The organism is Maritalea mediterranea (assembly GCF_021568695.1).
GTDB lineage: Bacteria > Pseudomonadota > Alphaproteobacteria > Rhizobiales > Devosiaceae > Maritalea > Maritalea mediterranea.
Genome location: NZ_JAKGTI010000001.1, coordinates 490,141 through 503,508 on the forward strand (window position 1 = coordinate 490,141; position 13,368 = coordinate 503,508).

A 13,368-nucleotide genomic window follows, 5' to 3' on the forward strand; every position below is an offset into this window, starting at 1 on the left:
ACTAGAGTGCAAATATTTGCCCGCTATTGCAATTACGCACTTTGTCCACATCGGCGCCATTCCAGTGCAGGTCGAAATGATCGGCCTGATGCGGAATAGGCAACAGGTCCGGCCAGAAAACCCCGACACAACGACCCACCGGCGACCTCACGCTGGGATAGGTCACTCCATTGCTGCCCGCCGCACGCAATTTCGCACCAATTTTCTGGCTATGCGTCCAATCATGCGGCCGCAGCGCTTCTTCAACTTCGCTAAGATCGTGCAGCAGTTGATCAAGGCCGCCCACCAGCATCCTGAATTGTGAGGTCCAACCGGGCGCTTCATCGGTGGCGGCCATAAAGCGCCCATGGTGATAAGCCACTTCATAGAGGGCAACCTCTTCTCTATCGCCAGCGCTATAAACACCATAGCTGCCATCGGTAAACCGCCCCGGACGGTCTTTCGAAACATGGGTGAAGGGGGCCATCAGATAGCTGGCGCCAACACCATTGACGCGGCGCTCGGGCGGCACCAGCGCAAGATTGCCGATTTGGTCTACCACGCGCGGATTACTTTTGGCTTCCGCCGAGGCCAGCGCCTCCCAATCGGCCGGATCGGCAATATCTTCAAACAAATCAATCGGCGGATAGATGGAACGGATTAGACGAAAGGTGCGGGCCCAAGTGATCTGCCGGGTTGGAATGTCATCAATCTTCACGCGCCACCGCGCTCCGCGTCCAGATAATCGCGCACGCGGGCCAGATCAAAAATAGAGCCGCCGAGCATCACATCCAGCGCCGATTGTCCGGCAAAGGCGGTGTTGGGCTTTTTGACCCATTGATAGCCACGATGCGGATCAGAGAACATATAGCGCAGCCCTTTATGCACCCCCATCAAAATGGACATGCGCATGGCCAAATCCCGATCAATGCGCCCCATATCACCCTTTTTCCAGCGCGCCCAGGTCCGCGGTGCCATGCCGCCCAAAAGCTGGCGCGCTTGCGTATCGCTTAACCCCCAACGCCGAAACAAATTCACCGTAGCCCGCGCCATCGCCGCGGCCTCATCTTGGCTGATCTCTTTATGGTCCGGTCGCGCCGGTGTGCGCGGCACTTCATTGAGCATACTATATCTCCTTATGGCAAATATAGTGCAAAATTTGCCAATTGGCAATATGGCGGGGATGCCGGGGTAGTGAGCACCGCGAACGACGGCGGCGAGAAAAGCGGTGGGGATGCCGGGGTAGTGAGCACCGCGAACGACGGCGGCGAGAAAAGCGGCGGGGGTGCCGGGGTAGTGAGCCCAGCGAACGACGGCGGCGGGAAAAGCGGCGGGGATGCTGGGGTAGTGAGCGCAGCGAGCGACGGCGGCGCGTAAGATGCTGGGGGTGCCGGTCCAGCCCCGTGGCGCGAGCACAAAGGGGTGAGCGCAGCAAACGATGGCGGCGCTTAAAGAAATGGGACCGAGACGACGACACCGCCGCATGACCAGCCTGAAGGCTATTCTCAGCTCAACCCAGCCCCACCGTCATTGCAAGACTTGATCTTGCAATCCATTTGCGGGCCGCGGCGCAGCACCTATATTTTTATCACCCTACAGCTTTGCCAACGTGAAATGGACCCCAAGATCAAGTCTTGGGGTGACGACGGTGGGGGATAACAGGGCACGTCAAACACTGGCGTCTGGTACCAATTGGCGGGGGTGCCGGGGTAGTGAGCGCAGTGAGCGACGGCGGCGAGAAAGATGGCGGAGTGCCGGGGTAGCGAACGCAGTGAGCGACGGCCGCGAGAAAGATGGCGGGGGTGCCGGGCCAACCGCGCGGCGTGAGCGCAAGGAGCGACACCGCAGCAGACGACGGGGTGCCGAGATGACAAGGGGCGGTGAGGACGCAGGTTTAGCTCCACCACCTACCGTCATTACCGGGCTTGACCCGGTAATCCATGTAGCGGCTATGTGAGGCACAAAGCAGCGGCATTTTCCGTAACGTCACCAACGCTGCATGGACCCCGGATCAAGTCCGGGGTGTACCGGGTGTGTGGGGGGCAATAGCTCTAAGTGACCACCACAGCCCTGCGATGGATCAGCCCCTAAACCAATGCCATCAATCGATAGGCAATCTGCGCCGCAGTGAAGTCCCAGGCCTGACTGCGGTCATCGGGGGCCAGCTCCACAATATCCATGCCGACAATTTTGCGCCCTCGCAAAAGGGACGCGATGATGGAGAGTGATTGATAATAGCCCAACCCGCCGGGCACCGGGGTGCCGGTGGCGGGCATGATGGAGGGGTCCAACCCATCCACATCAAAGCTGATATAAAGCTCCTCTGGGAAATCATTTGGAAGCACGGCGCTGGTGATATTCTCCATCACCAATTCTTCGGCATCAATGAACGTCACGCCATATTTTTCGCGCGACTCAATTTCTTGCTGGCACAGTGCCCGCACGCCATACTGCGCGAGCTGATGGCCATCTTCGCATAAAAGATGCATTACAGAGGCGTGCGAGTGTTTCTCGCTCTGATAGGCGATGCGTAAATCGGCATGGGCATCAATTTGTACAATCCCAACCTTGCGCCCAAGCGCGCGTGACACGCCGGTCACCGCGCCATAAGTGAGTGAGTGTTCGCCACCCAAGGTCACCGGGATTTTGCCTTCTTCCACCGCCAAGGCCGTGCGCGCTGCCAACCGTTCCATGACCTCTGGCAATGGCCCATCGCAAGCAACGGCAGGTTCAGTGCATATGCCATCTAGCGCCGGTTCACGGTCAATGCAAATGCGCTCCAACTCGTTGGACGCTTCAATGATCGCGCCCGGGCCAGCCTCTGTGCCCGCGCCATAAGAAACGGTGCGTTCAAGCGGCATGGGGATCACCACAAATTTGGCCGCTTCCCGCTGGCGCTCCTGCGCGCTCAATTCACTGTCCAGAAAAATGCTCATACCGCCTCAGCTCAACCGGTTTTTAAAATCATCATAGGAAAATTCGCGCACCATCTTCAGCTCATTGGTTTCGCTGTCCCAAAGCGCAATCGAAGGCAGGGGCACGCCGTTAAACGTGTTGGTTTTGACCATAGAATAATGCGCCTGATCCAAAAAGGCGAAGCGATCGCCCACCTGCAAAGGTGCGCTCCAAGTGTAATCGCCAATCACATCGCCGGCGAGGCAGGAGGGGCCGCCAAGTCTATAAGTGTGGCCACTTTCCGCTTCGCCCATCAGGGCAGGGCGATAGGGTGCCTCGATCACATCCGGCATGTGGCAGGTGGCGGAAATGTCGGTGATCGCCAAATCCATCACATTTTGCGGCAGATCCAGAATCTCGCCCACCAAAATGCCCGCATCCAGTGCCACAGCCTCGCCGGGCTCCAAATAAACATCCACTTGATATTTCTCGCGGATGTTTTTGATAAACGCGATAAGACCTTCGCGGTCATAATCGGCACGGGTAATGTGATGCCCGCCGCCGAAATTCAGCCATTTCAAATTGGGCAGATAGGGGGCAAGCTTTTGCTCAATCGCCGCCCAGGTGCGGGCCAATGGCTCAAAGCCTTGCTCACATAGCGTATGCATATGCAATCCATCAACGCCATCCAGCACGTCATCGTCCAACTGATTGATGGGGGTGCCCAGCCGAGAGCAGGGAGCACACGGATCATATTTGGGAATTTCGCCTTCAGAATGAAGGGGGTTGATGCGTAGCCCCACGCTCACCTTGGCGGCCTGGCATTTGGCCAGAAAACGCGCCTTCTGGCTAGGGCTATTGAAAATCATATGATCTGAAAGGGCGATGATCTCGTCAATCTCATGGTCCTTATAGCCTGCGCAGAACGTGGCGACATCGCCCTGATATTCTTCCCGCCCGAGCTTCGCCTCGTACAAGCCGGAGGCGCACACGCCATCGAGATAGCGCGATATCAAAGGCGCCACTTCAAACATGGAAAAGGCCTTGAGCGCAGAAAGCACATGCGCGCCAGATCGCGCCTTCACATCTGCAAGCACTTTGAGATTGCGTTCAATGGCTTGCGCATCGACCACAAAACAGGGCGTCGGCACGCGGTTTAGATCAAAGGACTTAAAGGCCCCGGCATCCCCGGCTTGGGTTTGCATCATTTCAGCCATTGATCAAAGCTCCGCAATAGACAAGTCAGTATTTAGATATAGGGGGCGCGTCGCCATAAATGATATGGCGGCGACCCGATTACTGTTAGATGTTTTCGACGGCTTTCGCCAGCATGTCCCTGACTTGCCCGGCAACATCCTTCAATTCGCTATTGTCGATGGCCTGCATGGAGGCCACTGGATCGATGGCACTCACTTCAATGCCGCCTTCAACTTCGCGCAAGATCACATTGCAGGGCAACATCGCCCCCACACGGGGTTCGAGCCCGATCGCTTCATATGCCATTTGGGGATTGCACGCCCCCAGGATGCGATAGGATGGCATGTCCTTATCGAGCTTTTTCTTCATGGTCGCCTTGACGTCAATCTCGGTCAATACGCCAAAGCCCAGATCTGCGAGGGCGTCTCTGGCGCGCGCATCAACATCATCAATATTCGTGTCGGCGATAAGGCGGTTGATTGTATAAGTCATCTTTAGAGCCTTTCTGTTAATTCCGCAGATATTTGATAAGTGCCGCGATGGCGAGCACCACAAGAACAAGGATCAGTAGGCCGAACAGCCAGCCAAATCCCATACCGAAACCCATGCCTGAGCCCATGTCATTCCAATTCATCATGCCGATCTCCTGACATTATCAACCTAATGCGCCAACTCCTGACGCTGGAGAATAACCACATCAACAATGCGGTATATTACGTATGTCTTATATAGGTATCAACGCCGGCAAATTAAAGGGGCGGTCACCCGCCCCTCAAAAAACTAGAAATTGGCAGGTGCGTCCAGCTCATGCACTTCCCAGGGCAGGCCGTTCAGATTGAGCATGTCCATGAAATCATCTGGATCAAGCTGCTCCATATTCCAAACACCAGGCTCGGCCCAATTGCCTTTGAGCACTTGCGCTGCACCAATCATCGCGGGCACACCTGTTGTATAGGCCACCGCCTGCGACCCGACTTCGTCATAACATTCTTCATGGTCGCAAATATTATAGATGTAATAGGTCTTTTGGCCCGCGCTATCCTTAGATTCCCCGGTAGCAATGTCACCAATGCAGGTTTTGCCCTTGGTCAATTCGCCTAGATCGCTCGGGTCAGGCAAGACGGATTTCAGGAACTGCAGCGGAATGATCTCTTTGCCCTCATGCATCACTGGCTCAATGCTGGTCATGCCCACATTTTGCAGCACGGTGACGTGGTTGATATAGGCATCGCCAAAGGTCATCCAGAAGCGGGCACGCTTAATTTCAGGGAAGTGCGTCTTCAGGCTTTCCAGCTCCTCATGATACATCAAATACATGTTCTTTTCGCCTACGGCAGGGAAGTCGAACTTATATTTGGTGGTCATGGCCGGGCTTTCCACCCAGTCGCCATTTTCCCAGTGCCGCGCCGGTGCGGTCACTTCACGAATATTGATTTCCGGGTTGAAGTTGGTGGCAAACGGCTTGCCATTGTCGCCGCCATTACAATCCAGAATGTCGATATAGTCGATCGTGTTAAGCTTATGCTTCTTGAGCCATGTGGCATAAGCAGAGGTGACGCCGGGGTCAAAACCAGAGCCCAAAATCGCAGTCAGGCCAGCTTCTTTGAACTTGTCCTGATAGGCCCACTGCCACTTATATTCAAATTTGGCCTCATCTTCGGGCTCATAGTTGGCGGTGTCGAGATAGTTGACGCCGGCCTTCAAACACGCATCCATAATGGCCAAATCCTGATACGGCAGGGCCAGATTGACCACCAGCTCTGCGCCGGTCTCTTTGATCAGCGCAGCCGTGGCGTCCACATCCATGGCGTCTAGCTCGGCGGTGGCAATTTCCACCCCGGTACGCTCTTTCACGGACTTGGCGATCTCATCGCACTTAAATTTACGACGGCTGGCCAGCGTGATTTTGCTGAAAATGTCGGCGTTCATCGCCATTTTGTGCACACCGACGGATCCGACGCCCCCGGCGCCAATGACAAGTACATTCCCCATCAATTTAATCCTTTGTTTTAACGCCTAAGATTCAAAATAGGTATAGCCCGCAAGGCTATCCTTGTAAGCGGCAATCAGTTCGCGCCGCTCTGAAATTGTCATTTCTTTCTGGCTCACCGCCTCATCTGCCCGCTGCCGGAACGCGGCCAAACAGGCCGACGCTTCATATTCCACGGCATTCAGCACTTCGGCAATGGTGTCCCCTTCCACCTCATGCAGCAAGTCAAAATCGCCATTCTCTTTCAGCGAAATCGTGACCACATTGGTATCGCCAAACAGATTGTGCAAATCGCCTAGCGTTTCCTGATAGGCCCCCACAAAGAAAACCCCGATATAGTAATCTTCCTCATCGGTGATCTCATGCACGGGCAATGTGTTGGACACCCCGTCGGCCAGCACAAATTTGTCCACCTTGCCGTCAGAATCGCACGTAATATCGGACAATACGGCCCGCCTTTCGGGCACTTCATTCAGGCGTTGCACGGGCATCACGGGATGCAATTGGTCGATGGCCCACACATCTGGCAAGCTTTGAAACAGCGAGAAATTGCCGTGATAAATATCAGCAAATCCGTCCAACTGCTCTTCCAATTGCGGCGGAATCTCGATTTCGGCCGCATATTGCTTAAATTTGGAGACCAAATAACGAAACACGCTTTCCGCCCGCGCCATCGCGCGAATATTGAGATTGCCCCGGCGAAAATAAGCGCGGATTTCATCGCGATAATAGATCGCGTCATTCACCGATTCCTGAAGCCGCTTGGAGGACAGATAAGAGGTGATGCCCAACAAATCTCTGATCAGATGGTGATCGTCCTCGCGCACTTCCGGCTCAACCTTACTGTCATATAAGGTGACATCCAAAATATCGAAAAGCAACATGGACGATAGCGCAACAACGCCGCGGCCACTTTCGGTCACAATGTTTGGATGAGCAACGCCAGCATCATCCATGGCATATTTTACCGTTTCGACGATCGCTTCGCAATATTCCGCGAGGCCATAGTTTATCGAGTTTTCGTTTGCTTGCTTTTCGCCCGTATAATCAATACCCAGGCCGCCACCCAGATCAAGATATTGCAGCGGCAGGCCGAGCGATTTCAACTCGGTGTAAAAGCGGCAGGCCTCGTTCACGGTGCGGCGAACATCGTTGATGTCGGGGATTTGCGAGCCCAGGTGGGAATGTTGCAACACCAAGCAATCTTCCATCCCCTCGGCTTTCAGCCGATCTACCACGTCAACCACATTATCAACAGTAATGCCAAAGCTAGAGCGGTCCCCCGAAGAGGTCGCCCAATAGCCCTTGATCTGGTGGGTCAGTTTGATCCGCACGCCCAATGCCGGCTTTTCATTCAAATCCTTTGCGACCTTGAACACATGGTCCAGCTCTTTCGGGCTTTCCAGCACGATGATGGTGTTGAAGCCCATTTTGCGCGACATGATGGCAAGCCGGATAAACTCTTCATCTTTTACGCCATTGCAAATCAGCAGCGCTTCGCGCGACAGATTTTGCGCCAAGGCAATCAACAATTCCGGCTTGGACCCCACCTCTAGGCCATAGTGATATTGCCCACCGGTTTCCACAATCCGGCGCACCACTTCGGCCTGCTGATTGACCTTAACCGGAAACACCCCGCGATAATCGCCTTGATAGTCATAGTCGCGGATGGCGGCCTTAAACCCTTCATTCAGTTCAACAAGACTGGACTGCAGAAAAGAATTGACCCGCAACAACACCGGTGTGGTGATCCCGCGTACCCGCAAATCCTGCAAAATTGAGGGAATGCTTACCGGTGTGGCGTCGCGGTTTAAAACATCAATCAGGCCAGCGTCGCCGTTGGGCAAAACGCTCAAAATTTCATGTCCCCAGCGATCGATGCCGTAGATCTCGGCGCCCAGATTCTTTTCCAATTTCGGTGTCTCCAGATTGGTTGGCGTAAGCGGAGAATACAGTTTTCGTCTCAATTAAAGGCGAAATGCCAATGAGCTTGACCGGGCCACTTTGTCAATTCATTTTTGCCCCGGCGGTCGATTTTCGCGCATATCCCCTTGTCGTAGCGACAGAATATGACACACGCACCATCCCAACATAGTTTGGCTTTTTAACGCAAGCCCCTCTTTTCAACCCTCAACAACCCGCATAAGCTGCCCTTGATGATAACCAGCACGATATTGGGGGAGGCCCAACACTATGTCGATCAAATCAACCTTTTTCGGACTAATTGCAGCCGGTTTGGCATCTGTTGCCCCGGTGCTGGCTGACGATTTGCCTGATTTGCAGGGGCGCACCATCGTAGCGGTGACGGAAAATGCCTACACACCGCTCAATTTTGTGGACCCCAAAACAGGGCAGGGCATCGGCTGGGAATATGATGCGTTTAACGAAATCGCGTCGCGGTTGAATGCTGAGGTGGACTGGCAGCTCTCAAGCTGGGACACGATGATCCAGGCCGTGCGGGATGGTCAGTTTGATGTGGGCATGGATGGCATCACCATCACCGAAGAGCGCGCCACCCAGGTCGACTTTTCAGATCCTTATATGACGTCTGAGCAGTTTATGTTGGTGCGGGCAGACGAAGACCGCTTCTCCAGCGCTGCCGAATTTGCTGCCAACCCAAATCTGTTGTTTGGCGCTCAGGCTGGCACAACAAACTTCTATGTCGCGGTTTATGATGTGTTGGACGGGGATGAAGCAAATCCGCGCATTAAGCTGTTCGAGACTTTCGGGGCAAGCGTTCAGGCGCTGAAGAGCGGCGATGTCGATTCCGTGCTGATGGATAACACCTCCGCGCAAGGATATATCGGGGCCAATCCTGGGGCCTTTAAGGTGGTCGGCGATGCGCTGGGCACCGAACAGTTTGGCTTTATCTTCACGCCGGGCTCTGACCTCGTTGAACCAATCAATGCTGCGCTCAAATCCATGCGCGAAGACGGCACGCTTGAAGCGTTGAACCAAAAATGGTTCTACGAATACAAAGCCAACCAATAATCTGACGGGCGGGGTCATCCCCGCCTGCAAATCCCCTCGGAATTTTATATGCACGCCCCTCATCGCCGCGCTCAAGGCGGCTTTCAAATGCCCTATTGGCTGTTGGCCGCCATTTTGATCTCCGTTTTGATCATGTGGAACATTATCGCGGACCAAGGCTATCAGACCATTTTTTGGGCGCTGATGCGCGGGGTGACCACCACCATTTATGTGACCACAGTGGCGTTCACGCTCGCGGTCATTTTGGGGTTGGTGATGGCCGTGTTGCGGCTATCCCCTTTGCGCTGGGTGCGGGAGTGCGCCACCTTTTATATCGAGATCGTTCGCGGCATCCCGATGCTGGTGTTGCTGTTCTATATCGCGTTTGTTGGTGCACCCTGGTTTGTGGACGCGTTCAACTGGGCCACCGGCCCGTTGCAGGCAAACGGGCTGATGGGTGAGTTGACCGTGCGCATGTTTGACTTTACCTGGCGCGCGATTATTGCCTTGACCATCTCTTATTCGGCCTTTTTGGCCGAAATATTTCGGGCGGGGATCGAAGCAGTTGATCGCGGGCAAATCGAGGCTGCCCGGGCATTGGGGCTGAAGCGCAAACACATTTTTCGCTTTATCGTCGCCCCCCAGGCCCTGCGCATGATTCTGCCGCCTTTGGGCAATGAACTGGTCGCCATGATCAAGGACAGCGCGCTTGTTTCCGCACTCGGAGTGCAGGACATCACACAATTGGGCAAAGTCTATTCTGCATCAACGTTCAAATTCTTTGAAACATACAATGTTGTGGCCTTCCTTTATCTGGTGATGACCATTTCTCTGACACTGGTGGTGCGCTGGCTTGAGCGCATTTTAGGGCAGGCGGATCGACAATCCTCAACGAATTGAGCCAGCAAAACTCACCAATTGGGCGCGGCCACCCACAAGATCACGACAGGTTTGACCGATATATTGGCTCGAATGCGTTTCAAATACCAACAGTGATCTTGATTGGAAATTCACAAAAGACGCGAACAGTGAAATAAGTTAATTCACGTTGGAGTGAAATAATGCTGGCGCGTGTGATGAACTTTGTCGAAATGAACAGCGTAACCGTTCTGGTGCTTTCCGCTGTCGTGCTGGTGCTTTACGTGGTTGCGCGCACGCTTTCGGCCCGATGGCCGGTGGCGCTCACCTTCTCCACACTTCCCATAATTGTATTTATATTTTACACCCAAAATGGCGGGCCTTTTGGCGCCGGAATGTTTTAGCCAACATTAGGCCGCTTTGCGCAATCCGATTTTCACCCCTCGCCAAAAATCGCAAAAACATTCGGTGTTTGCCTATTTCAAACCGGGTGCTAAAAGCCCATATTGTACTTAAAGATTTTGGCAAACCGAAAGGAATATGACATGGGATTGCTGATCGGCGATGAAGCCCCGAATTTTGAAGCGGACACAACTGAAGGCCGCATTAACTTCCATGACTATATTAATGGGTCTTGGGCGGTCTTGTTCTCGCACCCAAAGAACTTTACGCCAGTTTGCACAACAGAATTGGGCTTTACTTCGAAATTGAAGCCGGAATTTGAAAAGCGCGGCGTGAAGGTGTTGGGCCTTTCCGTGGACCCGATTGAAGATCATAAAGCCTGGGCTGGCGATATTGAGGAAACTCAGGGAACAGCGCTGAACTTCCCGCTGATTGCAGACCCGGATGGTGAAGTCGCCAAAAAATATGCGATGATCCACCCCAATGCGGACAACACTTTGACGGTGCGTTCCGTCTTCGTGATCGGGCCGGACAAAAAAATCAAACTGAAGATTGAATATCCTGCCTCGACAGGCCGAAACTTCAACGAAGTGCTGCGCGTGATCGATTCACTGCAACTCACAGCCAACCACCAGGTGGCAACGCCGGTGAACTGGCAAGATGGTGAGGATGTGATCATCGTGCCTGCGCTCTCGAATGAAGAGGCGAAGAAAAAGTTTCCTGATGGCTGGAACGAGGTTAAGCCCTATCTGCGCATTGTGAAGCAGCCTGGCGCGTAACGGGCAACAGCATCGAAATGATAAAGGGCGACCCACCGGGTCGCCCTTTTTTAGTGGGTTAGAGACGCGCCAGCCGCGCTTCTTCTTGCGCTTGTATATCGCGCAACTCACGCTCCTCGCGGCTGCGTATCTTGAACGCATCGTTCAAATCCGAGTTTAGCCAGGTCAGGCGGCGGGCCAGCTGATCCCGCTCTGGCTGCGGTGTTGCGGAATCGGCGATCTGTTTGGTGATTTGCTCAATTTCTTGCTGGATTCGCTTAATTTCCGTGTCAGCGGCGTAAACATCCTTGGCCGCCACATAAACTCTCAAAAACGAAACCCCTTTTTCCCCCTGGCAAACATTGCGGTAAGTGCGGCCGGCCACACCAACCTCAGCCGCTTTCGAGGGGGTGCAATATCGTTGCAGCCCTTGCTGATATCCTTGCATATATTGCGCGCGGTCAACACTGATGCCATGTTCTGAGCAGGCTTTCTGATGTTCGGCAAATTGAGATGAAGTTTGCCCCAGCGCCCCATCCATAAAGCCTACCTGCACCCAGTCACCGGTTTCACATTGCGCTTTGCTCAGGCTGGCACACCCTGCCAAAAGTGCGATGGCGAAGAACAAGCCGACGGATAAAAGAATACGCATGAAAATCCCCATTTTTGCCTATCAAGGCAGATAAAGCCTGCTTGATCAATATGAGATTCCACAAAGGCGGCAAACTAAAGGCTGTCGCGCACCTTTTTGGGCAGTTTGGCAAAAACGATTTTATAGGCGTTCTCAATATAGGCGTGAAAAGTCTCTGTGTCCCAGCCCGCATCTTCATTCACCTGCACCCATTTGGCGCGCGCCAAATATTTTGCGGGCTCAATGCCCTCTTGCTCGGGCAGAATGCGGTAACTGTCATCGCTGGCTTTAAAGCTGACAACATCCTTGTCCAGATTGTCCCATCGGCTGTAAATGGCAAAGATTTTCCCCCCAACCTTAAACACCGAGGCGTCCCCCCATTGCACCACATGGGTGGTGTGCGGCAGGGCAAAGCAAAAATCCTCAAATTGATCGCGCGTCAGCACATTACGCCCCCGCGCAAGTGACGCCGGTGCCCTTCAGGCCGCAATAGCCGCCAGGGTTTTTCGCCAGATATTGCTGGTGATAATCCTCGGCAAAATAAAAAGGGGCCGCTGGTGCAATCTCGGTCGTGATCCGCCCCATATTCGCTTTGTCGAGTTGGGCTTGGAACTGATCGCGGGACCGTTCAACCGCGGCCAGCTGTTCCGGGCTGGTGGTGTAAATGGCGGAGCGATATTGTGTGCCCCGATCATTTCCCTGGCGCATACCCTGCGTCGGATCATGTTCTTCCCAGAACTTGCGCAGGATCTCTTCAAGCGTAATCACCTTGGGGTCAAAATTGATCAACACGGCTTCTGTGTGACCCGTCTTGCCGGTGCAGGTCTCATGATAGGTGGGGTTTGGCGTATGTCCGCCCTGATAGCCAACTGCCGTCACCCAAACGCCGTCCAGCTGCCAGAACAGCCGTTCCGCCCCCCAAAAACAGCCCATCCCCACATAGAGCATCTCATTGCCCGCCGGGTAGGGGCCTTTCAGCGGATTGCCATTAACAAAATGATGGCTGGCGGTGGGCAATTCGTCCTCGCGCCCGGGCAGCGCTTCACTCTGGCTCACCACATGGCTTGGTTTGGTCATAAACATGTCTACAATCCTTCCACATTCATAAAGCGCTTGTGAGACCGGGTGCGGCCCAAATAGAGCAATAAAGCGCCGATTATGCCGAACACCAGCCAGCCCGGGGCACCTAAAATGGTCACGAAAATCGGATCCCAGATCACGGGATGAACATAGCGCTGGATCACCGCCTGCAAAGTATTCAGCGTGAGTGTGCCCAAAGCTTGGTCGATCTTGAACCATGTCTCCCCCAGCGGGGTAAACACAAAACTGGAACTGGCAAACATGCGCGCGCCATCCATCACCACCAGCAACAGCGTGATGGCGAGAAAAAACGTACCGATAAATCTAATGGTCAATCGCATTTTGGCCGCCTTGCACCTGGGCCAACTGGCCGCAATTTGTCTTTGTCCCCAAGATAAACATAAATTAATTCAATTCAACGGCAGAAACATGTTCGTGAACACTTGCGATCTTGATTGTGATCAGTATATTGCAGCCCAATCTGTTCGGCATAATCGCCACGGCGACGAAAGCCCGTTCAGCACATTCCGGCAGTGAGAACTGTCGCGTCGGAGAGGTGGCCGAGTGGTCGAAGGCGCCAAGAACCAGCTTGCCTGGTTCGCTCCAAA

General features: G+C 54.0%; 16 protein-coding genes. 4 read left to right on the top strand and 12 right to left on the bottom strand.

The window, feature by feature from the left end; genetic code table 11:
• Position 1: 1 nt before the first annotated feature.
• The 8 genes from L1I42_RS02390 to speA all read right to left on the bottom strand — a co-directional run bounded on the left by L1I42_RS02390 (position 2) and on the right by speA (position 7,974).
• Positions 2–697 carry an RES family NAD+ phosphorylase gene (locus L1I42_RS02390; RefSeq protein WP_236112903.1) on the bottom strand — a complete coding sequence of 232 codons (696 nt, stop codon included), beginning with the start codon at positions 695–697 and terminating at the stop codon, positions 2–4.
• Complete coding sequence (locus L1I42_RS02395) at positions 694–1,104, bottom strand: MbcA/ParS/Xre antitoxin family protein (RefSeq protein WP_236112904.1); 411 nt, start codon at positions 1,102–1,104, stop codon at positions 694–696. The genes L1I42_RS02390 and L1I42_RS02395 overlap by 4 nt, the downstream gene beginning before the upstream one ends.
• Before the next feature lie 962 nt (positions 1,105–2,066).
• Positions 2,067–2,915 carry an agmatinase gene (gene speB, locus L1I42_RS02400; RefSeq protein ID WP_236112905.1) on the bottom strand — a complete coding sequence of 283 codons (849 nt, stop codon included), beginning with the start codon at positions 2,913–2,915 and terminating at the stop codon, positions 2,067–2,069.
• A gap of 6 nt (positions 2,916–2,921) precedes the next feature.
• Positions 2,922–4,091 carry a carboxynorspermidine decarboxylase gene (nspC, locus tag L1I42_RS02405; protein ID WP_236112906.1) on the bottom strand — a complete coding sequence of 390 codons (1,170 nt, stop codon included), beginning with the start codon at positions 4,089–4,091 and terminating at the stop codon, positions 2,922–2,924.
• A gap of 85 nt (positions 4,092–4,176) precedes the next feature.
• Positions 4,177–4,563 (bottom strand): DUF302 domain-containing protein, encoded by a 387-nt coding sequence (locus L1I42_RS02410; RefSeq protein WP_236112907.1) that lies wholly within the window; start codon positions 4,561–4,563, stop codon positions 4,177–4,179.
• 16 nt (positions 4,564–4,579) lie between these two features.
• Positions 4,580–4,708: a hypothetical protein gene (locus tag L1I42_RS16215; RefSeq protein ID WP_255768208.1), complete on the bottom strand. Its 129-nt coding sequence runs from the start codon at positions 4,706–4,708 to the stop codon at positions 4,580–4,582.
• 143 nt (positions 4,709–4,851) lie between these two features.
• Positions 4,852–6,063, bottom strand: coding sequence for a saccharopine dehydrogenase family protein (locus tag L1I42_RS02415; protein ID WP_236112908.1), 1,212 nt, complete (start codon positions 6,061–6,063; stop codon positions 4,852–4,854).
• Positions 6,064–6,087: 24 nt separating this feature from the next.
• Positions 6,088–7,974, bottom strand: coding sequence for a biosynthetic arginine decarboxylase (gene speA, locus L1I42_RS02420; protein WP_236112909.1), 1,887 nt, complete (start codon positions 7,972–7,974; stop codon positions 6,088–6,090).
• A gap of 280 nt (positions 7,975–8,254) precedes the next feature.
• On the opposite strand from speA, the gene L1I42_RS02425 reads away from it, so the two are divergent.
• From L1I42_RS02425 to L1I42_RS02440, 4 genes are all read left to right on the top strand, one after another.
• Positions 8,255–9,052: a transporter substrate-binding domain-containing protein gene (locus L1I42_RS02425; protein ID WP_236112910.1), complete on the top strand. Its 798-nt coding sequence runs from the start codon at positions 8,255–8,257 to the stop codon at positions 9,050–9,052.
• An 87-nt stretch (positions 9,053–9,139) separates the two neighbouring features.
• Positions 9,140–9,931, top strand: coding sequence for an amino acid ABC transporter permease (locus tag L1I42_RS02430; RefSeq protein WP_369413056.1), 792 nt, complete (start codon positions 9,140–9,142; stop codon positions 9,929–9,931).
• Between the two features lie 161 nt (positions 9,932–10,092).
• Positions 10,093–10,293 (top strand): hypothetical protein, encoded by a 201-nt coding sequence (locus L1I42_RS02435; RefSeq protein ID WP_236112912.1) that lies wholly within the window; start codon positions 10,093–10,095, stop codon positions 10,291–10,293.
• A gap of 141 nt (positions 10,294–10,434) precedes the next feature.
• Positions 10,435–11,070, top strand: coding sequence for a peroxiredoxin (locus tag L1I42_RS02440; RefSeq protein WP_236112913.1), 636 nt, complete (start codon positions 10,435–10,437; stop codon positions 11,068–11,070).
• A gap of 58 nt (positions 11,071–11,128) precedes the next feature.
• Here L1I42_RS02440 and L1I42_RS02445 read toward each other — a convergent pair whose 3' ends face one another.
• The 4 genes from L1I42_RS02445 to L1I42_RS02460 form a co-directional block, all read right to left on the bottom strand.
• The gene (locus L1I42_RS02445; RefSeq protein ID WP_236112914.1) at positions 11,129–11,701 is read right to left on the bottom strand and encodes a DUF2799 domain-containing protein; all 573 of its coding nucleotides are present in this window, start codon (positions 11,699–11,701) and stop codon (positions 11,129–11,131) included.
• A 74-nt stretch (positions 11,702–11,775) separates the two neighbouring features.
• On the bottom strand, positions 11,776–12,126 hold the full coding sequence (locus L1I42_RS02450) for an MmcQ/YjbR family DNA-binding protein (protein ID WP_236112915.1): 351 nt from the start codon (positions 12,124–12,126) through the stop codon (positions 11,776–11,778).
• A 1-nt stretch (position 12,127) separates the two neighbouring features.
• Positions 12,128–12,763: a peptide-methionine (S)-S-oxide reductase MsrA gene (gene msrA / locus L1I42_RS02455; RefSeq protein WP_236112916.1), complete on the bottom strand. Its 636-nt coding sequence runs from the start codon at positions 12,761–12,763 to the stop codon at positions 12,128–12,130.
• Positions 12,764–12,765: 2 nt separating this feature from the next.
• Positions 12,766–13,101: a hypothetical protein gene (locus tag L1I42_RS02460; protein WP_236112917.1), complete on the bottom strand. Its 336-nt coding sequence runs from the start codon at positions 13,099–13,101 to the stop codon at positions 12,766–12,768.
• Positions 13,102–13,368: the final 267 nt, after the last annotated feature.